At 63.4% G+C, this 25,031-nt stretch carries 25 protein-coding genes and 1 pseudogene; 15 read left to right on the top strand and 11 right to left on the bottom strand.

The window, feature by feature from the left end; translation table 11 throughout:
• The 3 genes from AC2FMM_RS15720 to AC2FMM_RS15710 all read right to left on the bottom strand — a co-directional run.
• Positions 1-1,150, bottom strand: a 1,150-nt coding sequence (locus AC2FMM_RS15720) for a sensor histidine kinase (protein WP_496797052.1), incomplete at its 3' end; no start/stop codon positions are given.
• A 66-nt stretch (positions 1,151-1,216) separates the two neighbouring features.
• Entirely contained in the window at positions 1,217-2,635 is a 1,419-nt protein-coding gene (locus AC2FMM_RS15715; RefSeq protein ID WP_496797050.1) for a dihydrolipoyl dehydrogenase family protein, read from the bottom strand.
• 3 nt (positions 2,636-2,638) lie between these two features.
• Entirely contained in the window at positions 2,639-3,397 is a 759-nt protein-coding gene (locus tag AC2FMM_RS15710; protein WP_496797049.1) for a TVP38/TMEM64 family protein, read from the bottom strand.
• Between the two features lie 268 nt (positions 3,398-3,665).
• On the opposite strand from AC2FMM_RS15710, the gene rpmH reads away from it, so the two are divergent.
• The 15 genes and pseudogenes from rpmH to AC2FMM_RS15635 all read left to right on the top strand — a co-directional run bounded on the left by rpmH (position 3,666) and on the right by AC2FMM_RS15635 (position 16,908).
• On the top strand, positions 3,666-3,800 hold the full coding sequence (rpmH, locus tag AC2FMM_RS15705; RefSeq protein WP_005980833.1) for a 50S ribosomal protein L34: 135 nt from the start codon (positions 3,666-3,668) through the stop codon (positions 3,798-3,800).
• Positions 3,801-3,826: 26 nt separating this feature from the next.
• On the top strand, positions 3,827-4,249 hold the full coding sequence (gene rnpA / locus AC2FMM_RS15700; protein ID WP_496686700.1) for a ribonuclease P protein component: 423 nt from the start codon (positions 3,827-3,829) through the stop codon (positions 4,247-4,249).
• Positions 4,246-4,485, top strand: coding sequence for a membrane protein insertion efficiency factor YidD (gene yidD, locus AC2FMM_RS15695; protein ID WP_496679150.1), 240 nt, complete (start codon positions 4,246-4,248; stop codon positions 4,483-4,485). The genes rnpA and yidD overlap by 4 nt, the downstream gene beginning before the upstream one ends.
• A gap of 78 nt (positions 4,486-4,563) precedes the next feature.
• Positions 4,564-6,186: an acyl-CoA dehydrogenase family protein gene (locus AC2FMM_RS15690; protein WP_496797048.1), complete on the top strand. Its 1,623-nt coding sequence runs from the start codon at positions 4,564-4,566 to the stop codon at positions 6,184-6,186.
• Between the two features lie 42 nt (positions 6,187-6,228).
• Positions 6,229-7,122: a tRNA 2-thiocytidine(32) synthetase TtcA gene (ttcA, locus tag AC2FMM_RS15685; protein ID WP_496797047.1), complete on the top strand. Its 894-nt coding sequence runs from the start codon at positions 6,229-6,231 to the stop codon at positions 7,120-7,122.
• A 68-nt stretch (positions 7,123-7,190) separates the two neighbouring features.
• Positions 7,191-8,732 (top strand): putative bifunctional diguanylate cyclase/phosphodiesterase, encoded by a 1,542-nt coding sequence (locus tag AC2FMM_RS15680; protein ID WP_496797046.1) that lies wholly within the window; start codon positions 7,191-7,193, stop codon positions 8,730-8,732.
• Positions 8,733-8,848: 116 nt separating this feature from the next.
• Positions 8,849-10,678, top strand: a complete 1,830-nt coding sequence (gene yidC / locus AC2FMM_RS15675; RefSeq protein WP_496679156.1) for a membrane protein insertase YidC — start codon at positions 8,849-8,851, stop codon at positions 10,676-10,678.
• Positions 10,675-11,412, top strand: coding sequence for an MOSC domain-containing protein (locus AC2FMM_RS15670; RefSeq protein WP_496797045.1), 738 nt, complete (start codon positions 10,675-10,677; stop codon positions 11,410-11,412). Before yidC ends, AC2FMM_RS15670 begins: the two co-directional genes overlap by 4 nt.
• Positions 11,409-12,062, top strand: coding sequence for a ribosome biogenesis GTP-binding protein YihA/YsxC (gene yihA / locus AC2FMM_RS15665; RefSeq protein ID WP_496712276.1), 654 nt, complete (start codon positions 11,409-11,411; stop codon positions 12,060-12,062). The genes AC2FMM_RS15670 and yihA overlap by 4 nt, the downstream gene beginning before the upstream one ends.
• The gene (locus AC2FMM_RS15660) at positions 12,062-12,424 is read left to right on the top strand and encodes a DUF2946 domain-containing protein (RefSeq protein WP_496797044.1); all 363 of its coding nucleotides are present in this window, start codon (positions 12,062-12,064) and stop codon (positions 12,422-12,424) included. Before yihA ends, AC2FMM_RS15660 begins: the two co-directional genes overlap by 1 nt.
• A 66-nt stretch (positions 12,425-12,490) precedes the next feature.
• Positions 12,491-13,893, top strand: a pseudogene (locus tag AC2FMM_RS15655) (PepSY-associated TM helix domain-containing protein).
• Positions 13,894-14,048: 155 nt separating this feature from the next.
• Positions 14,049-14,912, top strand: a complete 864-nt coding sequence (gene argB, locus AC2FMM_RS15650) for an acetylglutamate kinase (protein ID WP_496686689.1) — start codon at positions 14,049-14,051, stop codon at positions 14,910-14,912.
• Between the two features lie 57 nt (positions 14,913-14,969).
• Entirely contained in the window at positions 14,970-15,764 is a 795-nt protein-coding gene (locus AC2FMM_RS15645; protein WP_496679165.1) for a sterol desaturase family protein, read from the top strand.
• Positions 15,761-16,426: a ferredoxin gene (locus AC2FMM_RS15640; protein WP_496797043.1), complete on the top strand. Its 666-nt coding sequence runs from the start codon at positions 15,761-15,763 to the stop codon at positions 16,424-16,426. Before AC2FMM_RS15645 ends, AC2FMM_RS15640 begins: the two co-directional genes overlap by 4 nt.
• Positions 16,411-16,908: a SixA phosphatase family protein gene (locus AC2FMM_RS15635; protein ID WP_496712282.1), complete on the top strand. Its 498-nt coding sequence runs from the start codon at positions 16,411-16,413 to the stop codon at positions 16,906-16,908. Before AC2FMM_RS15640 ends, AC2FMM_RS15635 begins: the two co-directional genes overlap by 16 nt.
• Before the next feature lie 47 nt (positions 16,909-16,955).
• Here AC2FMM_RS15635 and AC2FMM_RS15630 read toward each other — a convergent pair whose 3' ends face one another.
• The 8 genes from AC2FMM_RS15630 to AC2FMM_RS15595 form a co-directional block, all read right to left on the bottom strand.
• Positions 16,956-17,747, bottom strand: a complete 792-nt coding sequence (locus AC2FMM_RS15630; protein ID WP_496679171.1) for an amino acid ABC transporter ATP-binding protein — start codon at positions 17,745-17,747, stop codon at positions 16,956-16,958.
• Positions 17,748-17,759: 12 nt separating this feature from the next.
• Positions 17,760-19,058, bottom strand: coding sequence for an amino acid ABC transporter permease (locus tag AC2FMM_RS15625; RefSeq protein ID WP_496797042.1), 1,299 nt, complete (start codon positions 19,056-19,058; stop codon positions 17,760-17,762).
• 3 nt (positions 19,059-19,061) lie between these two features.
• Positions 19,062-20,294, bottom strand: coding sequence for an amino acid ABC transporter permease (locus AC2FMM_RS15620; RefSeq protein WP_496679174.1), 1,233 nt, complete (start codon positions 20,292-20,294; stop codon positions 19,062-19,064).
• Between the two features lie 121 nt (positions 20,295-20,415).
• The gene (locus AC2FMM_RS15615) at positions 20,416-21,432 is read right to left on the bottom strand and encodes an amino acid ABC transporter substrate-binding protein (RefSeq protein WP_496679175.1); all 1,017 of its coding nucleotides are present in this window, start codon (positions 21,430-21,432) and stop codon (positions 20,416-20,418) included.
• 209 nt (positions 21,433-21,641) lie between these two features.
• Positions 21,642-22,349, bottom strand: coding sequence for an ATP12 family chaperone protein (locus AC2FMM_RS15610; protein WP_496797041.1), 708 nt, complete (start codon positions 22,347-22,349; stop codon positions 21,642-21,644).
• Positions 22,342-23,025, bottom strand: coding sequence for an HAD-IA family hydrolase (locus AC2FMM_RS15605; protein WP_496679178.1), 684 nt, complete (start codon positions 23,023-23,025; stop codon positions 22,342-22,344). The genes AC2FMM_RS15610 and AC2FMM_RS15605 overlap by 8 nt, the downstream gene beginning before the upstream one ends.
• The gene (locus AC2FMM_RS15600; RefSeq protein WP_496797040.1) at positions 23,022-24,065 is read right to left on the bottom strand and encodes an RluA family pseudouridine synthase; all 1,044 of its coding nucleotides are present in this window, start codon (positions 24,063-24,065) and stop codon (positions 23,022-23,024) included. The genes AC2FMM_RS15605 and AC2FMM_RS15600 overlap by 4 nt, the downstream gene beginning before the upstream one ends.
• Before the next feature lie 133 nt (positions 24,066-24,198).
• Entirely contained in the window at positions 24,199-25,005 is an 807-nt protein-coding gene (locus tag AC2FMM_RS15595; RefSeq protein WP_496797039.1) for a crotonase/enoyl-CoA hydratase family protein, read from the bottom strand.
• Positions 25,006-25,031: the final 26 nt, after the last annotated feature.

Here is a 25,031-nt window from a genome sequence, read left to right as displayed (position 1 = left end):
GCGGCAGTCCCGGACCGGTGTCTTCGATGTCTATGAGCCAGGCGTCGTCGTCCTCGCGCGCGGACACGGTGATCCGGCCCGGCTGCCCTGACGCCACCAGCGCCTGTCGGGCGTTGCGTACGAGGTTCATCAGAACCCGGAACATCTGTTCGGGGTCAGCGCGAATGACCATGTCTTCGGGAACTTCGTTACGAATCTCGATACGCGCGTCGTCTACGGCCAGCGCCTCGCTGCCGACCACATCCGCCGCCACGTTGCGCAGGCGCACCATGGTCAGCGTCGGCGCCGGCTCTTCGGCGCGGCCGAAGGCCAGCGTGCTTTCACACAGGGAAACGGCGCGGGTGATCGAGTTGACCAGCTTGGGCGCCATGCGACGCACCAACGGGTCTTCGCTGGACTCGAGCCGGTCGGTAAACAGCTGGGCCGAGGTCAGGATGTTGCGAAGATCGTGGCTGACCTTGGCCACCGCACCACCAAGTTGCGCAAGCCTCTCGCGCTGTTTCAGGGCCTGGGTCAGGTCGGTCTGCAACATCTGCAGGGCTTCCTCGGCCTCGCGCAGTTCGGTCACCTTTGACTGGGGCGAAATGATCCCGCGCGCGTCTTCGGGCGCACGCGCATAGCGCTGCATGTAGCCCACCACGCCCTTGATCGGGCGAACAAGGACCACCCGCACAGCCAGAAACAGGAAAAACGCGGTGATGATCGAGATGACGAAGGACAGGCCGAGGATACGCAGACCGTAATCGATCATCGCCATCCGCAGGGGCGCCGTATCCATCGTGACCTCGATCAGCAGGCCGGCGTCTCGGACCGGCTGGCCGATCACGCGGATGATCTCGTTTTCGGGGGTGAACAGCCGCAGCATCGCATCGCGGATCAGAACCCACGGCCCCGCCTCGCGCAGATCAAAGGTCTTGGACACGTCGCCGGGAATGGGCGAGGACAGCATCAGCTGGCGCACCTCGTCCCGGCGCAGCACCACGTTGTAGACCCCGGCATTGGCTAGAAGCTCGGCCTCCAGCTCTTCGGCCAGCATGTCGTCGGCCAGCAGCGCCAGCGAGGCGATCTGGGCGCGTTCTAGCCGGTTCAGAAGGAAATCCTCGCGGAAGCGCGCGATCGACGGCACGAAGATCAGCACCTCGGCCAACATCACGAAGACCGTCGTCAAGATCAGGAAACGACCCGACAGCGAGTTCAAGTGGCGCTCCTTTCCCGATCAGGGGAGCCAACGCTGGACCAGCCTGACCACCCGTTCAACCATCTGATTTTCAAACAGTCTTGGCGAGAAATAGGCGCCCGCCACCCGTTTGTTAAGCTCTCCGATCGTGGGATAGGGCGACACCATCGCCGCGATCTGGCTCATCTTCAGGTTATTGGTCAGCGCCAGAGACCACAAGTTGATCAATTCGCCCGCCTGATGCCCCACGATTGTGGCCCCCACCGGGCGCCCCTTGACGACCATGACCTTGATGAACCCGGTCGTTTTGCGTTCGGCCACGGCGCGATCGTTGTGGGCATAGTCGAACCGGGCGATCTCGACCTTGTCGCCGTGGCGGTCGCGCGCCTGCGCCTCGGTCAGACCAACCTGAGCCAGTTCGGGGTCGGTATAGGTCGCCCAGGGGATATGCGACGTCCTGGCCTTGGACGGCAGCCCGAACAGAGCCGACCGGATGATGACCCCGGCATGATACCCCGCCACATGGGTGAACTGCAGCCCGCCCGCGACGTCGCCGATCGCGTAGACCCTGCGGTTGGTGGTGCGCAGGCTGTCATCCACCTTGATGCCCGTGCGCGTCTGGTCGATGCCGGCAGCCTGCAGGTTCAGGCGGTCGATGTTGGCCTTGCGTCCCACCGCCAGCAGCAGGTGTGAGCCCGCGTGGACCGCGCCGTCCTCGGTGACGACCTCGACCGCTCCGGCCTTCCCGCGCACCCGGGCCATCATCGCGTGTTCCAGAACCTCGACCCCTTCGGCGCGCAGAGCCTCCAATACCACTGCGGCCGCCTCGGGGTCATCCTTGCCCAGCGCCCGCGCGCCTTCGATCACCGTCACCTTGCAGCCCAGCCGGGCATGCGCCTGCGCCATTTCCATGCCGATAGGTCCCCCGCCGATGATCAGCAGGTGGTCGGGCTTGTCGCGCAGGTCGAAGATGGTCTCGTTGGTCTCATACGGCACCTCATCCAGCCCCGGGATCGGCGGCACCAGCGGCGACGAGCCCGTGGCCAGCACCACGCGACGGGGGGTGATGACGAAATGGCCGGCCTGAACCTGCGTGGGCGACAGAAAGCTCCCCCAGTCACGAATGACGCGCACGCCGAAACCTTCGAACCGTTCCTGGCTGTCCATGGGCTCGATCTGCGCGATCACGTCCCGCACATGGTCTTTTGCGGCGGCATAGTCCACCTGTGGCGCGTGTTCGGCAACGCCGAACGGCGCGGCATGGCTTTGTGCATGGGCTAGCTTGGCGCTGGCCAGCAGGGCCTTGGACGGGACGCAGCCATAATTCAGGCAGTCGCCACCCATCTTGTGCCCTTCCAGCAAGATCACGTCGGCGCCCATCTGGCTGGCCCCAGCGGCCACCGACAGGCCACCCGACCCGGCCCCGATCACCAGGATGTCGGTCTTGAGGTCTTGCATGGATCAAAGGCCCCTTCGGCCGCGAATGGTTTTGAGGAAAATCGGCAGAGCCGCCAGCGCGCACAACCCTAGGATCGGGCCGATCACGAAGGGCTCGGTCAGCAGCGACAGGTCCGGCGTCTCGCCCCGGTCGAACACGCCGCCCAGGCCGACGCCGATCCAAGTATAGACGATGCCGCCCGGAATGATGCCCAGCGCCGTGGTCAGCAGAAAGTTCCGGAACCTCACCCCCACCAGCGCCGGGATCAGATTGGCAACGAAAAACGGCACCACCGGCACCAGCCGCATCAGGAACAGCACCGGGATCTCGTTCTCGCGCAACTCGTCCTTGATTCGCTTGACGGTGCCTTCCGAGGCCTCCAGCCGCGCTGTCAACGCCTCGCCCAAACCCCAGCGGGCCGCCAGAAAGATCGCCGAGGCACCCAAGGTTGCGGCAAATACGTTGAACACGGTGCCCGCGAACAGCCCGAACAGGAACCCGCCCGTCATCGAGGCCACGGCCGCACCGGGCAAAGAAAAGGTGACGATCAGGACATAGACCAGGATGAAAACCCCCACCAACGACCAGTAGTTGGCATCACGCCAGGCCAACAGCGCCTCGCGATTGTCGCGCAGGGTTTCAAAAGTCAGGTAGTCGCCCAGCGCAAAGAACCCGACGACGGCAACCGTCAGGATCACGATCAGGGGAATATGTCGCGCCAGCCCACTGCGCGGCACCTGGGTGGTTTCGGTCATTTCGTCGTCAAGTTTCGAATGCTTCATCTGCCCCACAAGATGCGCGCTTGGCCTTCTGTGCAACAGGGTCCTCACGCCGGGTTGAACACGCACCGGTTCAATGTGAGAAATCCGCCGTCCTCGGGCTGATTCTGAAACTTTTAGCTGGTCGCCCGGCAGAATTGTTGCAAAAGGCACGAAAACCGCTGCGATGGGGTTTGACTTGCCCGCCGGTTCCCAGTAGAGGACGGGCTTCGAACACCACGGGCAGGCGAATCCGCGCCGCACCCGACCGCCAAAGATTGGAGACGGAGCGATGAAACGCACCTATCAGCCTTCGAACCTGGTTCGCAAACGCCGCCACGGTTTCCGCGCGCGCATGGCCACCAAGGCCGGCCGCAAGATCCTGAACGCTCGCCGTGCCCGCGGCCGCAAGTCGCTGAGCGCATAAACCGCGCGACCTTTCAGGTTTTGAACATGACGCCGCCGGAGGCCCCTGTGGATGGCACTGACCACCCCGGGGATATGCCCCCGGCGGTGTCCGTTTGCGCGCCTGCCTTGTCGGTACTGCGCAAGCGCAGCGATTTCCTCAGGGCCGCACGGGCGCGCCGACAGGGCACGCCTTCCATGATGGTGCAAGCCCGCAAGCGCGCACCAGATGAGGCCGAGGGCATCCGTGTCGGGTTCACCTGCTCGAAGAAGGTCGGCAATGCCGTAGCCCGCAACCGGGCCAAGCGCCGGCTGCGCGAGGCGGCCCGCGCCGTTCTTCCGGACCATGGCCGGGACGGGTGGGATTACGTCCTGATCGGTCGGGTCGAGGTGACCGCCGCCCGCCCCTTCGGCGCTCTGCTGGACGATCTGCGCCAGGCCCTGCGCAAGATCCACAGCCCGCGCAAATGACCCCTCTTGCCCATATCCTCGCGCTGCCAATCCGGGCCTACCGGCTGATCTTCAGTCCCTGGGTGGGGTTCAACTGCCGCTATCAGCCGACCTGCTCGGCCTATGCGCTGGAAGCGCTGGAAAAGCACGGTCCGATCAAGGGCGCTTGGCTGGCCGCGCGCCGTATCGGGCGCTGCCACCCCTGGGGGGGTGACGGCTATGACCCGGTGCCCGACGACACCCACGACGCGCCTTGATCTGACACCCCGTCACGCTTGACCCAAGGGGGGTGCGCCGCTGAACATCGGCTTCATCAACAACCGTCCGAGGCGCCCATGTCCAGATCCAACGCCCGCCAGTCTCTGCCCACGCATGAGGTGACGAACCAACCGCCCGAGCGCGGCGACGTTGACCTGTGGGCCTCGGACCCGGTTCTGAGGGACTGTGCCACGCGCGCCGGGGCGCGGACGGCCCCGCTGGCCGCCTACGGGGCCGCTCTGGGCCGGGCCGAAACGCGCGACGCCGGGCGCGACGCCAACCTGCACCCGCCCGAACTCTGCCTCTTCGACCGGGGCGGCCGCCGCCTGGACGAGGTGCGGTTCCACCCGGCCTATCATCACATGATGCAGCTGAGCCAATCAGCAGGCTATGCCGCGCTGGCCTGGGACGGAGCGCCGGGCGGTCACGCCACTCATGCCGCGATGGTCTATCTGGCCAGCCAGGTCGAGCCGGGCCATTGCTGCCCGCTGACCATGACCTATGCCGCCGTGCCGGCGCTGGCCGCCAACCCCGAACTGGCCGATATCTGGCGCCCGAAACTGACCGCCAACACCTATGACCCAGCCCCCCGCCCGATCGGAGAAAAACGCTCGGCGACCTTGGGCATGGCGATGACCGAGAAACAGGGCGGCTCGGACGTGCGTGGCAATACCACCACCGCCACCCGTGACGGTGAGGCCTGGCGGCTGCGCGGCCACAAATGGTTCTGCTCGGCCCCGATGTCCGACGGGTTCCTCACGCTGGCGCAGGCTCCGGGCGGGCTGACCTGTTTTCTGCTGCCCCGCTGGCTGGAGGGCGAGCGCAACGCCATCCACCTGATGCGCCTCAAGGACAAGCTGGGCAACCGCGCCAACGCCTCGTCCGAAGTCGAGCTCCACGACGCGCTGGCCTATCAACTGGGGGACGCGGGGGCCGGCGTACGCACGATCATCGAGATGGTGCATCACACCCGGCTCGACACCGCGATGGCACCGGCCGGCCTGATGCGTGCGGCCTTGTCCGAAGCGCATCACTGGGTTAGCCACCGCAGCGCCTTTCAGCGCCGCTTGATCGACCAGCCGCTGATGCGTGCCGTTCTGGCCGACCTTGCGCTGGACTGGGAAGGCGCCCTGACCCTGGGCCTGCGCGTGGCACGCGCCTTTGACGGGGACACCGCCGAAGACCGCGCGTTTGCCCGGATCGGGGTGGCGCTGGCCAAGTTCCTGTCGAACAAGCGCTGCCCCGTCGTTGCGGTCGAGGCGATGGAGGTGCTGGGTGGCATGGGCTATGTCGAGGACACGCCGATGCCGATGATCTATCGCGAAGCGCCGCTGAACGGCATCTGGGAGGGGTCCGGCAACGTGATCTGCCTGGACATTCTACGCAGCCTTGCGCGCGACCCGCTGGCCGGCCAGACAGTACAGGCCGAACTGGACGCGGCAACCGGAGCCGACCGCCGCTATGACGCCGCCCTGAAGGCGCATCGCGACCGTTGGCCCACCCTGCCCCCCGAGGCCGAGGCCCGCTGGTTCGCCGAGGCCACCGCGCATCTGCTGACCGCCGCACTGCTGCTGCGCCACGCGCCCGGTGCGGTGGCCGATGGATATATTGCCACGCGGGTTCTGGGCGAAAGCGGGCGCATACCCGGATCGGTCTCGGGGCTGGACACCGACGCCCTGCTGGGCCGGCTGTCCGGCTAGGCGGGCCTTGCTCGGTCGGCGCATCTGCGGTAGGGGCTGCGCATGTTCGACGAAGCCGACGATATCCATCCGCTGTTTGCCGGTGCGCCCTCGACCACCGAGTTCAAGAAGCTGCGCAAACGCATCGTGCGCCAGACGCGCGAGGCGATCGAGCAATACGGCATGGTTGACCCGTCGGCCCATGACAAGGATGGCAAGCCGCCGCGCTGGCTGGTCTGCCTGTCGGGCGGCAAAGACAGCTATACCCTGCTGGCCGTTCTGTACGAGCTGAAGTGGCGCGGCCTGCTGCCCGTGGACCTGCTGGCCTGCAATCTGGATCAGGGGCAGCCGGGCTTTCCGGCCACCGTGCTGCCCGAGTTTCTGGAACGCATGGGCGTGCCGCACCGGATCGAGTACCAGGACACCTATTCCATCGTGGTCGACAAGGTGCCGCAGGGCCGCACCTATTGCGCGCTGTGCTCGCGCTTGCGCCGCGGCAACCTGTACCGGATCGCGCGCGAGGAAGGGTGCTCGGCTGTGGTGCTGGGTCATCACCGCGATGACATCCTGGAAACCTTCTTCATGAACCTGTTCCACGGCGGCCGTCTGGCGACCATGCCCCCGAAACTGGTGAACGAGGATGGCGACCTGTTCGTTTATCGCCCTCTGGCCCATGTGGCCGAGGCCGATTGCGAGAAATTCGCCAAGGCGATGAACTATCCGATTATTCCCTGCGACCTGTGCGGCAGCCAGGACGGCCTGCAACGCCAGCAGGTCAAACAGATTCTGGACCAATGGGAAAAGAACAGTCCCGGCCGCCGGCAGGTGATGTTCCGTGCGCTGACCAATGCGCGTCCGTCCCACTTGCTAGACCCTGATCTCTTCGACTTTGCCGGCCTTTCGCTGAAACCCCGAAAAAAACCGGATGATCAGGGCGAAATACCGCGGTTGCGTTAACTTCTGACTCAGATTGGTTTTCTACCCTCGCCCTGCACGACAACGCCAAGGACGAGGGCCGAAACCCGATGCGGACCCATACTTTCTTCAGACAGATCCGGCACGCGCTGCTGACCGTTCTCTCGATTCCGCAGGGGCTGGCATTCGTTCCCGCACTCAGCCTCGCCGCATTCTGGCTGGGTGGAGAAACCGCGCTGATCGTCGCGGCCCTTGGCCTGCCCTGGGCCTTTCTGATCGCCCTGCGCCTGACTGACAATACCTTGCCCGACGGCCAGAATATCTCGGGCCTGGTTTCCAACGACGCGTTCCGAACCCGGCTGGAGCAGATGCACCTGGCGGCGCGGGAGACCGGGTGCGATGCCGCCTGTCTGGTCGTCGCCGTGGATCAGTTCGACGACCTTCAGGAACTGCACGGTTCCGCCGCCGCCGATTTAATCGCACAGCGATTCGGCGACCGGGTTCTATCGGTCATACGCAGTCAGGACGTCGCGACCCGCATTTCCCGAAATACGTTCCTGATTGGCATGCACCCCTCCACGCAGCTCGGGCTCGAGGCTTGCATTCAGGCAACGGGCCGCATTCAGAGCGTTGTCGAGGAACCCGTTCCGCTCAACAGCGTCAGCGTCTACCTGTCCTGCTCGATCGGGTTCTGCCTGCAGTCAATGGTTCCCGATGGACCGGCATCCGACTGGATCGAGGCCGCACAGGCCGCGCTGTCCGAAGCGCAGCGCAACGGGCCGTCGACGATCCGGGCCTTTTCCACCGAGACCCGGCGCCGGTCTCTGATCCATGTCAATCTCCGCAAAGAGCTTGAGGCGGCGCTGGACAACGGCGAAATCCAGCCTTGTTTCCAGCCACAGGTTTCGACCGATACGGGGGACGTAACCGGTTTCGAGGCTCTGGCGCGCTGGAATCACCCCACCAAAGGGGTACTGCGCCCGCAGGTCTTCCTGCCTTTCGCAGAGCAGGCCAACCTGATGGGAATGCTTGGCCAGGCCATTCGACACCAGGCCTTTTCGGCCATGCGCGATTGGGATCGCGCGGGGGCGGTGGTGCCCAGAATCGGCATCAACTTTTCGTCGGAGGAACTGCGCGACCCCAAGCTGATCGACCGCCTCAAATGGGAACTGGACCAGTACGACCTGACCCCGGAGCGGCTGGCTGTCGAAGTTCTCGAGACAGTGTTCGCTCGGCATCCCGACGATATCATTGCGCGCAACGTGGCGCAGATGTCCGCCATGGGCTGCCATATCGATCTGGATGACTTTGGCACCGGGCATGCGGCCTTCGCGTCGATCAAACGTTTCAACGTGAACCGCATCAAGATCGACCGGTCCTTTGTCACCAACGCCGACAAGGACCCTGAACAGCAACAGCTCGTCGGCGCGATACTGACGATGGCCGAACGCCTGAACCTGGAAACTTTGGCCGAGGGCGTCGAGACCCCCGGCGAGTATGCGCTGATGGCGCAGTTGGGCTGCCACCATGTTCAGGGCTATGGAATTGCCAAACCGATGCCCTGGGAAGAGACCGTGCGGTGGATCACCAACCACCGCAACAGCCTCAAGGGAGCGCCCGCGATCGGACGGAAAATGGGAGGAGAATCCTGAAATCGCCGCCTGCATTGCCGCTGCAACGGGTAAACAGCGGCGATTCCGCTTGACCTTTCGGGCTGCACTCTGTTGAACCCTGCGGTGTCTTTCACTGCTCAAGGTGGCTGTCCCCGATGGACGATCAGAACAAGAATCTCATCCTCGCAACCGCGCTCAGCTTTCTCGTGATCCTCGTGTGGTTCGTGCTGTTCCCTCCGCCGGAACCCGCCACGAACCTTGACCGAACCGAGATCAGTGCGACCGATGGTGACGGGCTCCAAACACCGAGCGCCGCCGGGCCTTCGACCATTGGCGAGACCACCTCGGAAGCCGCTGAAGCGGCCCCCGAGTCCAACGCGCCGCGGCTCGAGATCGACACCCCGCGCCTGACGGGCAGTCTTTCGCTTTCGGGTGGTCGGATCGATGAGCTGTTTCTGAAGGATTACAAGGTCTCGCTCGAAGAAGACGCGCCCATCGTCGAACTTCTGTCGCCGGTCGGATCGGAATCCGCATATTACGCGCTGTATGGTTGGGCCCCCGGCGCCGGACTTGCTGGGGCCGACGTGCCCGGCCCGAATACCTTGTGGGAAATTGAGAGTGGCGAAACGCTGGGCGTGGACAGCCCGGTCACTTTGGTCTGGAACAACGGCAAGGGCCTGACCTTCCGTCGCACGATCGCGGTGGACGAAGACTATATGTTCACGGTGACCCAGTCGGTTGAGAACGCGAGCCAGACCGAGGTCGGCATGGCGCCGTATGGCATCCTTGCCCGGCATGGCATGGGCGAGGATGGCGATCTTCCGGGATTGAAGAATTTCTTCATCCTGCACGAAGGCGTCATTGGCATGGCCGACGGGACGTTGTCCGAAGTCGATTATGGGGATGTCCGAGAATTCGACATCGACCCGAACGAACGCGCCCAGGCTGAGGTCTATCAGGTGAAGGAAAACGGCTGGATCGGCTTTACCGATCACTACTGGATGACCACACTGATCCCCGAGCCGGGCTCGGCCTTCAAGGCCGCCGCGAAATACGACGCCCGCCGCAAGATCTATCAGACCGAAACAGTACTGCCGACCTTGACGGTCGCACCCGGCGAAACCTCCCAGGTTACCACCCGGCTGTTTGCGGGGGCGAAGGAATGGGAAACCATCCGCGAATATCAGGCGCAGGGCGTTCAGAAATTCATCGACAGCATCGATTGGGGCTGGTTCTTCTTCCTGACCAAGCCGATCTTCTGGCTGCTGCACAACATCAACGCCCTGATCGGCAACATGGGTTGGTCGATCATCGGGCTTACTCTGATCATCAAGGCGATTCTGTTCCCGCTGGCCTTCAAGTCCTATGTCTCGATGGCCAAAATGAAAGAGCTTCAGCCGCAGATGGAAGCCCTCAAAGAGGCCGCTGGCGACGACCGCCAAAAGATGCAGCAGGGCATGATGGAGCTGTACAAGAAGGAAAAGGTCAACCCGGCTGCCGGCTGTCTGCCGATACTGCTGCAAATTCCGATCTTCTTCTCGCTGTACAAGGTGATTTTCGTCACCATCGAATTGCGCCACGCGCCCTGGTTCGGCCCGTTCCGCGATCTGAGCGCGCCGGACCCGACCTCGATCATGAACCTGTTTGGGCTGCTGCCCTGGGCCGGTCCCGAGCCGGGAACCCTGATGGCGACCATCTTCATCGGGATCCTGCCGCTGTTGCTGGGGATCTCGATGTGGCTTCAGCAAAAGCTGAACCCGGCGCCCACCGATCCGACCCAGGCCATGATCTTTGCCTGGATGCCTTGGGTCTTCATGTTCATGCTGGGCAGTTTCGCCAGCGGGCTGGTGATTTACTGGATCGCGAACAACACGATCACGTTTACCCAGCAGTACCTGATCATGCGCAGCCAGGGCTACAAGCCTGACGTGTTTGGCAACATCAAGTCCGGCTTCAAGCGAACACCGAAAACGGACGGCAAATGACGGGGGCGGTCACCGAAATCTGGCGGCACCCGATCAAGAGCCACGGCAGGGAAACCCTGTCCGAAGTCACCCTCATCCCCGGGCAGACCATGCCCGGGGATCGTGTTTGGGCGGTGGCGCATGAAATGTCCGAGGCCGACGGATCCGAATGGGCGCCCTGCGCAAATTTCAGCCGCGGTTCGAAGGCACCCCGCCTGATGGCGATCTCGGCCGTTCTGGACGGGGATCGCGTGACACTCAGCCACCCGGATCGGCCAGATCTGACCTTCCACCCAGACACCCAGCAGGATCTGTTTCTGGATTGGGTCCGCCCGCTCATGCCCGCCGACCGCGCGGCCTCGGCCCGGATCGTCCGAGTTCCGGGGCGGGGCATGACCGACAGCGACTACCCCTCGATCAGCCTTTGCAATATGGCCTCGCACCGCGCGGTCGAGCAAAGACTGGGCCGCAAGCTGTCGATCTGCCGCTGGCGGGGCAATATCTGGTTCGACGGCCTTCCTCTGTGGGAAGAATTCGACTGGCTGGATCGCGAGGTCTGGATCGGTGATGCCGTTTTTCACGTCAAGGAGCGGATCACCCGCTGCCTGGCAACCACTGCCAACCCCGAGACCGGACAGCGCGACGCCGACACGCTGGGCGCGCTACGCAGTTGGGACCACCAGGATTTCGGCGTCTATGCGACCGTGATCCGCGGTGGCACGATCCGGCGCGGAGACGAGGTGCAGGTCCTATGAATACATTGCCTTTCCCTTTGGCCCCCGAGCCCGACGCATTCGCGTTGGAAAAAGGCCGCAAGCTGTTTGCCGGGCCGTCCGAATTCGTCAAGGGCGTGGTGGCGATGAACGGCCTTCCAGCCCCCGACCGGATCGAGGTCTGTTTCGCCGGCCGGTCGAACGTGGGCAAGTCCAGCCTGATCAATGCCCTGACCGGCACCAAGGGGTTGGCCCGCGCCTCGAACACGCCGGGCCGCACGCAAGAGATCAACTTCTTCACCCAGGGCCCCGACCTGTATCTGGTTGACCTGCCCGGCTATGGCTATGCCAATGCGCCGGTCAAGGTGGTCGAGAAGTGGCAACGCCTTCTGAAACAGTACCTGAGCGGGCGGCAGACCCTGCGCCGTGCCTTCGTACTGATTGATTCCCGCCACGGAGTGAAGCCCGTGGATGACGAGATCATGAAGCTGCTGGACACCAGCGCCGTGACCTTTCAATGCGTGATGACCAAGGCCGACAAGGTCAAGGCCAAGGACCGCGAAAAGGTTCTGGCCCAGGTGCGCGGCACCCTGTCCAAACACCCCGCCGCCTATCCCGAGATCGTGCTGACCTCGTCCGAGAAGGGCGACGGCATCCCGACGCTGCGTTCGATCATCGCCAATCTGGAATGATGCTGCTGCGCGTCATATCGGTGCTGACGCTGGTTGCTGTGATGGTACCCGGTGCAATCCCGATGGGCTGGATGCCCACGCGCAACTCGGACGGGGCAATTCTGATGGTGATCTGCACCGGCGACGGCCTGGTCGAGCGCTGGATCAACCCGGGCGAGGACGCCCCGGACCACGACGAAACCGACGAACGCAGCGCCTGCCCCTGTGGCGGGGTGAATCTGGCAGGCCAATTGCCCGAAGTGGGAGCGGTGCTGCCGGCCGACTGGCCGATTGCCGCGCGTTGGGCGCATGTGGATTTCACCCATCGCAGCGCCGGGTTCCACACCCGGTACGATGCCCCGGGTCCGCCCCACCTCTCTTGAGACCGAGAACAAGACTTGAAACCTCAGCCGCCCGGCCGGGGATGTTCCGAATTTCTGGAGACTGAAATTGTACAAGACGGCCAAACCGGTGGCGCTCAGGCGAGCCGGCGCGAACAGGCGCAAAAATTCTACCTGGCCGCCTGGCGGTGGCACTTCTATGCGGGGCTTTTTGTTGTCCCCTTCCTGATCATCCTGCCGGTGACCGGCCTGATTATGATGTTCATTACCCAAGCCGATGGTCGCGACGGAGAAAAGATCGCAGTCGAGATCAAGGGCCAGTCGATGCCCGCATCCGAACTGGCCGATATGGTTCAGGCCCGCGTGCCGGGCCGCGTGGTCGAATGGATCGGCCCCAAGGCGCCGGATCTGGCAACCGTGTTTCGCGTCAAGGCCGAGACCGGTCAGCGCATGGTGGCCATCGACCAGTATTCCGGCGAGGTGATCCAGGTCTAGGACCGTCGCGCGGGGTGATACGATCTGGCCGACAACATCCACTCGACCCTAATGATGGGCGATACCGGCGACCGGATTCTGGAAATCGCGGCCGGGATGGCGCTGCTGCTGGCGTTCATCGGCCTTTACAGGTGGTGGCCCCGCGGAAACGTTGTGGCGGCCCTGGTGCCTGACCTGCGGGCGCGGGGCCGGGCCTTTGGGAAATCGCTGCACGCGGTCGCCGGGTTCTGAATGTCGCTGCTGCTGGTCGGGTTCCTCATCTCGGGCATGTCGTGGGCCGGGATCTGGGGCGGCAAGTTCGTGCAGGCCTGGAGCAGCTTTCCGGCCGAGAAATGGGACAACGTCCCACTGTCGGACGATCCGCATGCCAGCATGAACCACGGCGGCCAGAACGACGTGCCCCGGGCGCTGGAACAGACGCCGATGCCGGCCTCGGGCTCGGAAGCGGGCGTGGCTGGGATACCGACGGGCGTTCCGCTCAATATCGATGCGATGGTCGCGCTGGGTGAGTCCGTGGGCATGCAGAACCGGTTCCGCGTCGCCTATCCCAAGGGCGAAATGGGCGTGTGGACCCTGAACCGCCCCAGCATGAGCGGCGATTCTACCAACGCCACCAGGGACCGCACCGCAAATGTCGACCAGTACACCGGCAAGATCCTGGCCGATGTGCGGTACCGGGACTACCCGCTGATGGGCAAGGCCATGGCGTTCGGCATTCCGCTGCATATGGGTCTGGCGGGCCTGTGGAATTTTGTGCTGAACGTGGTGGTCTGCCTGCCGTGATCTTTGTCTGCGTGTCCGGCGTGGTCTTGTGGATCAAGCGGCGGCCCTCCGGGGCCAGTCGTCTGGCGGCGCCGCCGATGCCGACCGAGATGCCCGTGTGGAAGGGCGCGGTGTTGATCGGGCTGTTCACGGCCATGGCCTTCCCGCTGGTTGGGCTGACGCCGCTTGCGGCGCTGGCCGTCGACCTGCTGGTCGTCAACAACATACCTGCGGTACGGCGCGCATTCAACTGACCGGTTCAGGCGGCGCCGCGTGGCGTTGCCCGGTTGCGTGGCGCGACAGCGTCCCCCTATTGGCGCGCCACGCAACAAAACCTGCGGCCTGCCCGTTCCGGGCTTGGCAGGTCCGGCCAAAGGCCCTAACAGAGAAGGCCAGAGGGACGACAGCCATGAAGAAACAGGACATGAACCGGGATTGGATAGCCACCGCCGCCACGCTCAACAGCGCCCTGCCCTATCTGCAGCGTTATGACGGGGCAATCGTCGTGATCAAGCTGGGCGGGCACGCCATGGGCAGCGACGAAGCGATGGAAAGCTTTGCCCGCGACGTGGTGCTGATGCGTCAGGTCGGCGTGAACCCGGTGATCGTGCATGGCGGCGGGCCGATGATCAACGCGATGCTGGACAAGCTCGACATCCAGTCCGAGTTCGTGAACGGCAAGCGCGTCACCGATGCCGCCACGGTGGAAGTGGTCGAAATGGTGCTGTCCGGCGTGGTGAACAAGCGCATCGTGCAGGCGATCAACGATCAGGGCGGCATGGCCGTCGGCCTTTCCGGCAAGGATGCCAACCTGATGATCTGCGACCAGACCGATGCCTCGTTGGGATATGTGGGCACACCCGCCGAGATGAATCCCAAGATCCTGCACGACCTGTTCTCGCATGACGTGATCCCGGTGATCGCCCCGCTGGGGGCGGGCCGCAATGGCGAGACGTTCAACGTGAACGGCGATACAGCCGCCGGGGCGATTGCCTCGGCGCTCAAGGCCGATCGCCTGTTGCTACTGACGGACGTGTCCGGCGTCAAGAACGCCGCAGGAGAGGTCGTGACCGAGTTGAAAGCGGGCCAGATCCGTGAGATGACCCGCGAAGGCACAATCGCCGGCGGCATGATCCCCAAGACAGAAACCGCGCTGGACGCGCTGCACAGCGGGGTCCGCGCCGTGGTGATCCTGGATGGCCGCGCGCCCAACGCCGTGCTGCTGGAGCTGTTCACCGAACATGGCGCCGGCTCGCTGATCCGTCCCGACTGACGGCTTCTTGGCGCAACTGGGCTTGTGATTCTCAATCGCATGCCCAATTGTGAATGTATGGAGCACGAAGCCACCATTCGCCTGGGCGTTTTCCTGGGGCTGTTTATCATCTTTGCCTGTGCCGAGGCGCTTTTGCCGCGCCGTCCGCGCCAATACGGGCGACCGAAAAGATGGGCCACCAACCTGTCGATCACGATCCTCAACACCGTCGCGCTGCGGCTCATGGCGTTCGGCTTGCCGCTGCTGGCGGTCGGTGCGGCGCTGGATGCGGGCCAAAAGGGCTGGGGCCTGTTCAACCATCTCTCTTGGCCTGCATGGGTCGAGGTGGCGCTGTCCATTCTTATCCTCGACTTTGCCATCTGGGCGCAGCACCTGGTCACGCACAAGGTGCCGATCCTGTGGCGCCTGCACCGGGTCCACCACGCGGACCGCGACATGGACGTGACCACGGCGGTCCGGTTCCATCCGGTGGAAATCGCGCTGTCGATGCTGCTCAAGATCGGCCTCGTCTACCTGCTGGGGCCCAGTGCACTGGCCGTGGTACTGTTCGAAGTCCTTTTGAATGGCACGGCAATGTTCAACCACTCGAACCTGAAACTCCCTCTTGCTCTGGATGCGGTCTTGCGTAGGCTGCTGGTAACGCCCGACATGCACCGGGTGCACCATTCGCGGCTGAGGGAGGAACACGACAGCAATTATGGGTTTGCCCTGTCGATCTGGGACCGCTGGATGGGAACCTATGTGGCGCAGCCCGGAAAGGGGCATGACGGCATGACCATCGGTCTCGAATGGCAGGACGACCGCCCGACAAGACTGGGCTGGAGCCTATCGCTGCCGTTTCGCAAGAAATGATCTATGACGAGGTTGAAAAGGCGGCGCACGAACACGGGCTGATCGTGATGGGCGCCCAGCATCCGCGCCTGAGCGGTGCCAAGGGGCTCGACGGCGGTACCCTGATCCTTTTGGGCGCTGCCGGGGCGTTCTGGCCTGCGCTCAAGGCCGCGCCCGAATGGCGCGACGGCGACCCTGACCCGGTCGATCGCTGGTCAACCCGCGTTGTCAGCGCGATGGCCGAGAGCCTCGGGGCAGAGGCGCATTTCCCGTTCGGCGGACCGCCCTACATGCCATTCATCGACTGGGCACTGAAATCTGGTCGCGCCTTTCTTAGCCCCGTCGGTGCAATGGTGCATGATACGGTGGGCATGATGATCTCGTATCGGGGCGCGCTGCATTTCGCAGAAGAATTTTCGATCCCCGAGGCGACGGCCCCTTCGCCTTGCCTGACCTGTCCTGCCCCCTGCGCCACCGCTTGCCCGGTGAAGGCGCTGAACGCCACGACGTTCTATGATGTTGAGGCCTGCCACGGTTATTTGGACACTGCCGAGGGGCGGTCCTGCATGACCGGAGGCTGCGCCGCCCGGCTGGCTTGCCCCCTCAGCGCAGGCGCCGGGAGAGACCCCGAGCAATCGGCCCACCACATGCAGGCGTTTCATCCACCATGCCCCGCACATTGATCCTGACCCGCCACGCCAAGTCCAGCTGGGACAACCCAGGCCTGAGCGACCATGCACGCCCGCTGAACAAGCGGGGCCGAAAATCGGCGGCGGCAATCGGGGCCTGGCTGAAGGAAAAGGGATGGTTGCCGGACGAGTTGCTCTGCTCCTCATCCGTTCGCACCCGCGAAACCTGGGAGCGGATGGGGCTCGAGGCGGAAAAGCTGACCTTTACCGACGAGCTATACCATGCTTCGCCGGATCGGATGTTCCTGCTTCTGTCTTCGGCAACCGGGGAAACCGTGCTGATGTTGGGGCACAATCCGGGAATCGCCGTGTTTGCAGGCGCCATTGTGGAAGAGGCCCCGATGCACGGCCGGTTCTTCGACTACCCGACCGGCGCCACAACCGTGGTCCGCTTTGACATCGACGATTGGCGGGATGTGAACTGGCGCAGCGGCACGGTGAGGGGTTTCGTCATCCCGCGCGAGTTGACGGAATAAAAAAGGGCGGGATGCCCCCGCCCTTTGCTGTTGTCTTTCAGCCCGCGTCAGTGCCCCAGGATCTGGCTGAGGAACAGCTTGGTGCGTTCGCTCTGCGGGTTGTTGAAGAACTCTTCGGGTTCATTCTGTTCGACGATCTGGCCGGCATCCATGAAGATCACGCGGTTCGCCACCTGACGCGCAAAGCCCATCTCGTGCGTCACGCAAAGCATGGTCATGCCTTCCTCGGCCAGCTCGATCATGGTGTCGAGCACCTCTTTGATCATCTCGGGGTCAAGGGCCGAGGTCGGCTCGTCGAACAACATGATCCGCGGCATCATGCACAGGCTTCGCGCAATCGCCACACGCTGTTGCTGACCACCTGACAGTTGGCCGGGATACTTGTTGGCCTGATCCGGAATTTTCACCTTTTCCAGGAAGTGCATAGCGCGTTCTTCGGCCTCTTTCTTGGGCGTCTTGCGCACCCAGATCGGGGCCAACGTGCAGTTTTCCAGAACCGTCAGATGCGGGAACAGGTTGAAGTGCTGGAACACCATCCCGACCTCGGAGCGGATCTTGTCGATGTTCTTGAGGTCGCTGGTCAGCTCGATCCCGTCCACGACGATCTTGCCGGCCTGATGCTCTTCCAGCGCGTTGATGCAGCGGATCAGGGTCGATTTGCCCGAACCCGACGGCCCCGCGATCACGATCCGCTCGCCCTGATTGACGGTCAGATTGATGTCGCGCAGCACGTGGAAGGACCCGTACCACTTGTTCATGTTGTTGATTTCGATGGCGACCTCGTCGCTCACCTGCATTTTCGAACGATCGATTTCGCGATCAATGGCAAGTTCAGACATGTGTTGAACTCCTTAACGGTGATCGGTGGCAAGGCGACGCTCGAGCCACTGTGAATATTGAGAGATGCCGTAGCAGACGACGAAAAACAGAAGCGCGGCAAAGCCCAAAAGCTCCCAATAGACGCCATTCCACTCGGTCGATGCCAGGATCGGGCCGCGGATCATGCCAACGAGGTCGAACATCGAAATGACCGAAACCAGCGTCGTATCCTTGAACAGGCCCACGGCCACGTTCACGATACCCGGGATCGAGATCTTCAGTGCCTGCGGCAGGATGATCAACCGCATCGCCTGGGCATAATCCAAACCAAGACTGTCTGCGGCCTCGTACTGTCCACGAGGAAGCGCTGCCAGACCGCCGCGGATCACCTCGGCGATGTAGGCAGCCGAGAACATGGTGATCATGATCACCACGCGCAGGAACAGGTCGACCGTGCTGTCAGGCGGGAAGAAATACGCCAGCATCACCGAAGCCACGAACAGCAGCGTGATCAGCGGCACGCCCCGGATGAACTCGATGAAAATGACGCAGACCCACTTGATCAAAGGCATGTCGGACTGGCGGCCCAACGCCAAGGCGATGCCAAGGGGCAGTGACAGCGATACACAGGTCACCCCGAGCATGAGGTTCAGCATGAACCCGCCGAGGTCGCGACTGGGAACAGCGGTCAACCAAGCATTTTCCGATGCATCTTCGGGGATCAGCGCACCGCCGACGTTCCAGACGATCAGCGCGACGACGATCCCACCGAAGAACCCGGCGGCAAAGCTGTTTTTTCCGTAGTTCTGGAAAACGACCGCCGCTGCGACGCAGCCCAACAACGCCACCAAGGGGACAAGAATGGTGCCACCCCAAATCAGCCAGAAGGCAACAAACGGGTAAACCGCAGTGAACAAAAGCATCTTTCGAGGCAGATCGAAGAACAGAACCGGCGCTGCGGCCACCAGCATCAGCACGAACGCGAGGTTCGGGCGCCAATAGGCTTCCACGGGATACTTGAACCCGTAGATCAACTGGTTCCACCGCTCCGTCAGAACGGCGAAACACGCGCCGGTCTTGCCGTCCAGGATCTCACGGCACTGCGAAAGCGAGTCCGCATTCCAAACTCCGTTGAAGATCCATGGCAGCGTGTTCTTCAGCAAAACATAGATCAGCAGCACGGAGAGAATGGTCAGAATGGTGTTCCCTACGCCCGAGAACAGGTTCTCGCGCAGCCATTTGACCACGCCGGTTTCATTGGCCGGCGGCGGCGAAGGCGGAATCGTCCCCTCGGCCACGAATGCGATCGAGTTGGTGGTTTGATCACTCATGGCTCAGCGCTCCTTCAACTTGACGGATGCGTTGTAAATGTTCATCACAGCCGAGATCAGCAGCGAAGCCGTCAGATAGAACAGCATCAGCAGCAGAACACATTCGATCGCACGACCGGTCTGGTTCAGCGAGATCCCACCCAGGGTGGCGGTGATGTCCGCATAGCCCACGGCGATCGCCAGAGACGAGTTCTTGGTGATGTTCAGATATTGCGAGATCAACGGCGGGATGATCACCCGCAGCGCCTGGGGCAGGATCACGAGTTTCATGATGCGCCCCGGACGAAGGCCCAAAGCGGCAGCAGCCTCGGTCTGACCTTTCGAGATTGCCTGGATGCCTGCGCGCACGTTCTCGGCGATGAAGGCCCCCGTGTAGATAGACAGGGCGAACCACAAGGCGATCAAGGGACCGCCCACCTTGATGCCACCGCTGAAGTTGAAGCCTTTCAACGCGGGCACATCCCAGGTCAAGCCCATCAGGACCATCAGGGTCAGGAAGGGTACCAACCACACGGCCAGTTTTACCAGGAAGGTCTTGGGACGTTCACCGGTTTGCTCCTGCTTGAGGGTCGCACGCTTTTCAACTTCGTGCGACGCGAACCAAGAGCCGACCAGACCCGCAAGCACCAGAAGCCAGTTCAAGATCGTGGAGCTGAAAAGACCGTTGCTGAATTCCGGCCGCGGGATGTAAACACCGCGGTTCGTGAAGGCGAACAGGTCGAACAGCATGCTCGAGGTCGGGTTGTCACCCCGGAACGCCCGTGGCCCCGGCAGCACTGCCGTCATGATGGTGAAGATGATGATGATCCAGATCAGAACCGGAATGTTCCGGAAGATCTCGACATAGATCGCCATCAGCTTGGAGACGAGCCAGTTGTTCGACAACCGCAGGACACCTGCGATCACACCGAAAATGGTGGCCGTGACACAGGCAAGAAACGCAACCAGCAGCGTGTTGAGGATACCAACGATCGCCGCGCGTCCATGTGAGGACTGGCTGTCATATTCGACCAGGCGCTGGTTGATGTCGTAACCGGCCGGGTCGCCTAGAAATGCAAATGAGATGTTCAGGCCAGCAGCCCTGAGGTTCTGGATCAGGTTGTTGCCAAGATACCAGATGCTGAGCGCAATAACGATGGCCGCAATCACTTGGAAGGTCAAAGAGCGATAGCGGGTATCGTTTATGAGCATCGACAACCGAAAATCAGCTTTCGGTGGGTCAGTCATAGTCGACATGTTTTGGGATCCCCGTGGCTTGCGGATGCTTCTGATTTGGCAGGGTATTCCCTGCTCCCGAGCTGTCCGCAGCTATTTATGAGAAATGGGCGCAGGAAACCCTGCGCCCTTCTCGGTTTTCTTAACGGAACGGCGGCGAGTACAGCAGGCCACCATCGGTCCACTGGGCGTTCAGGCCGCGTGCCAGACCGATCGGGGTGTCTTCGCCGATGTTCTTGGCAAACACTTCGCCATAGTTGCCGCCCGCCTTGATCGCGCGCATGGCCCATTGGGCGTCCAGACCCAGCATCTCGCCCAGGGTGCCTTCGCTCCCAAGCAGGCGGTTGATTTCCGGGTTCTCGGTGCCGGCTGCCATCTCATCGATATTGGCCGAGGTGATGCCCAGCTCTTCGGCCGAGATCATCGCGTTCAGGGTCCAGCGAACCACGTCGCCCCACTCGTTGTCGCCGTGACGGACCAGCGGGCCCAGCGGCTCTTTCGAGATGATTTCGGGCAGCAGAACATGGTCACCGGGGTTTTCGAACGTGGCGCGGGTCGCGGCCAGGCCCGATGCGTCGGTGGTGTACACGTCACAGGCACCGGCCAGGTACTGCTGCTGCGCTTCGGCGTTGGTTTCGATCGGCACCGGCTCGTAGCTGATGTTGTTCGAGCGGAAGAAATCCGCCAGGTTCAGCTCGGTGGTGGTGCCGGTCTGGATGCAGACGGTTGCGCCGTCCAGTTCCTTGGCCGAGCTCACGCCCAGCGACTTGGGCACCATGAAGCCCTGACCGTCATAGTAGTTGACGCCGACAAATTCGAACTTCAGGTCAACGTCGCGGCTGAAGGTCCAGGTGGTGTTGCGCGCCAGCATGTCGACCTCGCCCGACGCCAGAGCGGTAAAGCGGGTCTTGCCGGTGGTGGGCACGAATTCGACAGCGTTCGCATCGCCCAGGACGGCGGCGGCAACGGCGCGGCAGACGGCCACGTCAAAGCCTTGCCATTCGCCGTTAGCGTCGGGTGCCGCAAAACCGACCAGACCGGTGGTCACGCCGCAGTTCAGCTTGCCGCGCGCCTTAACGTCGTCCATGGTTCCCGCCGCGGCCGCGCCAGCAGCCAGACCAGCAATCGTCGCCGCGCCCAAGATTACGGATTTTTTCATTTTTACCTCTTCCTGATTTCCCGCCCCGATCCGGGACGGGCTTTTATCCGACACGCAAGGTAGCCGGACCGGTTACCCAAAAGGTGTCTCCCCTTTAGTGCGCCCGAGTTTGGGCGCATTCATAAACAAACGTCAAGGGCCGGATCATGGAAATCGATGAGATCAAGCGGGCAGCGTAGGCAAGTCTCTCAAATCGGGACCAAAAAGGCTCAGACCGATAGATCGTAGAACTGTTTGGCGTGCAGGAAGGCGGCCCTTTTGATCTCGGCGGCCTGAACGGCTTCTGCGTCGTCGCCCCATTGCTCGGCCTGCCACGATTCATCCAGCCGCGAAATGCGCCATATATCGTCCGGTTTGCGCCAATTCCGGGCAGCTGCAAAACCCAGAATCAGCGACCCCGACAGGCTCACCAGATCGTGAAAGGCCGCCAGACGGAACGCGTCCAGCGCGTGCACCATGTCGCGCAACCTGTCTACGGCTTCCGCAGGCTGCGGCTGATGCACCACGCCCGCAACCGTCTGCAGACGCGCCCCCAACGTTTCGGCGGCCCAGTCCAGCGCCGGGTCCCATTGTTCGGCCTGACGCTCGGCCAGCTCCCGAGGATGGGTGGCGCGATAGCACAGCAGGTCAGAGTCGCCATAGTCGGCCAGCATGTCGGCCACCTCGGCATGTTGATGCGTCACCTTGTCGATCGCGGCATTGGCCGAGCGGGTAAAGGGCATGGTCGCGGGGTCGACTTCTTTTTCCTGCGCCTCCCATTCCCGCGCGACCGCTTCGGCCATGGCCCGGGTGGGCAGCACCAATGGCGCCTTGGCCGGCGTTTTCACACGGCGCCCGTCCAGCTCGACGGCATAGCCGTCATCGGCTGCGACCACGGCGCTTGATGTCCAGAAGCGTTTCGGTTTCCAGTCACTCATGCTCTTGTCCCCAGAATTCTGTCAGCGCGTCGGGCAGTTGATCGAAACTGTCGATCACCCTGCGCGCGGCCACCAGACGCGACCGGTCGTGATAGCCCCAGGCCACTCCGATCCCGTGAACGCGCGCCGCCTGCGCCATTTCCATGTCGAAACTCGTGTCGCCGATCATCACCGCATCCGCAGGTGTGACGCCAGTCTCGGACAGGGCCGTTTCGATCATCGAGGGATGCGGTTTCGACGGGTGATGGTCGGCCACCTGCCGGGTGACGAAAACGTGCCCGAGGTCGTGCGCCTCAAGCAGCGCGTCCAGCCCGCGCTGTGACTTGCCCGTGGCCACGCCCAGCAGGATCTCGGGGGTGGCGTGCAGCCGATCGATGACGTCGCGGGCGCCGGGGTACAGGGGCGAGCCAGCGGCGCCCTGCTGAAGGCGCTGCGCGTGGTAGGCTTGCTTGTAGCCATCGACCAGCCGGGCCTGCATGCGCGGCGGCTGCTCGGGCACGAGGCGCGCAATCGCAACCGGCAGGGAAAGACCCACGATCGACAGGATCGCGGCGCGATCCGGCACCGGCAGCGACACCGCCTGGAAACTGGCGGTCATGGCCGACACGATGCTGGCCTGGCTGTCCACCAGCGTCCCGTCCACATCGAACAGAACCAGTCGCAGGTGCGCGGTCATCGCAGCGCCTCGAACGGGTCCTCGGCGGCCAGATCCTCGGTCCAGCCCAAGGTGTCCCAACTGTCTTTCATGTGCGGCGGCAGCGGGGCGTTGATCGTGATTTGCTTGCCGGTCATCGGATGCTTGAATGACGCGGTTCGGGCGTGCAGATGCAACTTTTTGCTGATGACCCCACCCAATTGTGCGCCCCAGCCATCGCCCAGATTTTCCTGACCCGAGCCGCCATATTTCCCATCCCCGATGATCGGGTGCCCGATGGCCGCCATATGCGCACGCAGCTGATGTGTGCGACCGGTGACGGGCTCCATCGCCACCCATGATGCACGGCTGGCCACCCGATACAGCGTGGCATAAAGCGTGTGCGCCCGTTTGGCGCCCGGCGTACTGTCGATTTCGTTCAGGTGGAGGGCGATCATCTTTTCGCCTTCGCCCTGCTTGCCGTGACCGGGGGCCTTGACCAGCCCGGTCTTGATCTCGCCCAGATACGGGGTCGGCACACCAGCCACCAGCGCCCAGTAGATCTTGCGTGTGTTGCGATGCCGGAAGGCCGCGGTCAGGCCCTTGGCCGCTTCGCGCGTGCGCGCCATCAGCAGCACGCCCGACGTGTCCTTGTCGAGACGGTGCACGAGCCGTGGGTTCTCGTCATAGCCAAAGCGCAACGCTTCGGCGAGGCCGTCCACGTGCCGGGCCTGGCCGCTGCCGCCCTGAACGGGCAGGCCGTGGGGCTTGTTCAGCGCCAGCACGTGGTCATCCCGGTAGATCACGCAGGACTCGATCATTTTCGCATCGGCATCCGTCACGCGGGGGCGGGCCGGGGCAGGTTTGTGATCCGGGTCGGGCAGGGGCGGCACACGCACCACCTGCCCCGCCTGCAGCCGGGTCGAGCCCTTGACCCGCCCGCCGTCCACGCGCAGTTCACCCTTGCGGCACATCTTTTCGATCCGGCCCTGGCTGACATGCGGGAACAGGCGCCGCAACCAGCGGTCCAACCGCTGGTCGCCGTCGCCCGGCTCGACCGTGATCATCTGTACGCCACTCATGCCAATACCCCTTGCGACCGGATGCTGCGCGCCCGGAAAACCGCCCGTGTCAGTGCCTCAGAAAACATCCGCGTCTGTCGCGCGCCGCAAGGCAAGAGTCAAGCAGGCTGACGGGCTCGCGGGCCAAGGCCGCTCAGATATCAGTGAAATCCCCGTGCCGCCCGGCCCCATCGCGGAACCGGGCCGCGCCGGACGTGCCCTCGCGGCGGATGGCGTCCAGCCCGTTGGCCCATTCGACCTTCAACGCCTCGCGCAACGGCATCCCCCGGGTTTCGATGATCGAGCGGCGGTCGGCGCGGACGGCTTCCTGCGGGAACCGGGCAATCTCGTGCGCCATCGCTTCGGCCGCCTTGCGGGTTTCACCCTGCGGCACGATTTTCTCGGCCAGCCCGATCCGTTCGCACTCGTCAGCCATGACCGTGCGCCCGGTCAGCGCGATCTCGAGTGCCTTGCCCTGCCCGACCAGCCGCGGCAGCCGCACCGAACCGCCATCCATCAGCGTGATTCCCCAACGGCGGCAATAGACGCCCATATAGGCGTCCTCGGCCATCACCCGGATGTCGCACCAAAGGGCCAACTCCATGCCGCCGGCAACAGCGGCGCCTTCGATCGCGCCAATGACCGGCTTTGACAGCTCCAGCCGCGATGGGCCCATCGGGCCCAGCAGCGACGGCGCGGCCCCGATCGGAAAGGCGTGCCTGTCGAAATAGGGCTCGCGCAGGTCCGGGTCAGACAGCGTGGCTGCCATCTTGAGGTCCCAGCCCGCGCAGAAATTGCCGCCCTTTCCCCAGAACACGGCCGTCTTGGCCGCGCTATCCTCGAAGGCGATGAAGGCCTCAGCCAGGGCTGCCGCGTGTTCGGCATCTACGGCGTTTCTGGCCTGGGGCCGGTCGTGGATGATGGTCCACACGTCGTCTGTCTTGTCGATGAAAACGGTCATCTGCGCTCCTCCCTGGCGGCATGTAG

This window comes from Ruegeria sp. BHSC043 (assembly GCF_059612985.1).
This window is presented reverse-complemented; position numbering and strand designations above follow the sequence as displayed.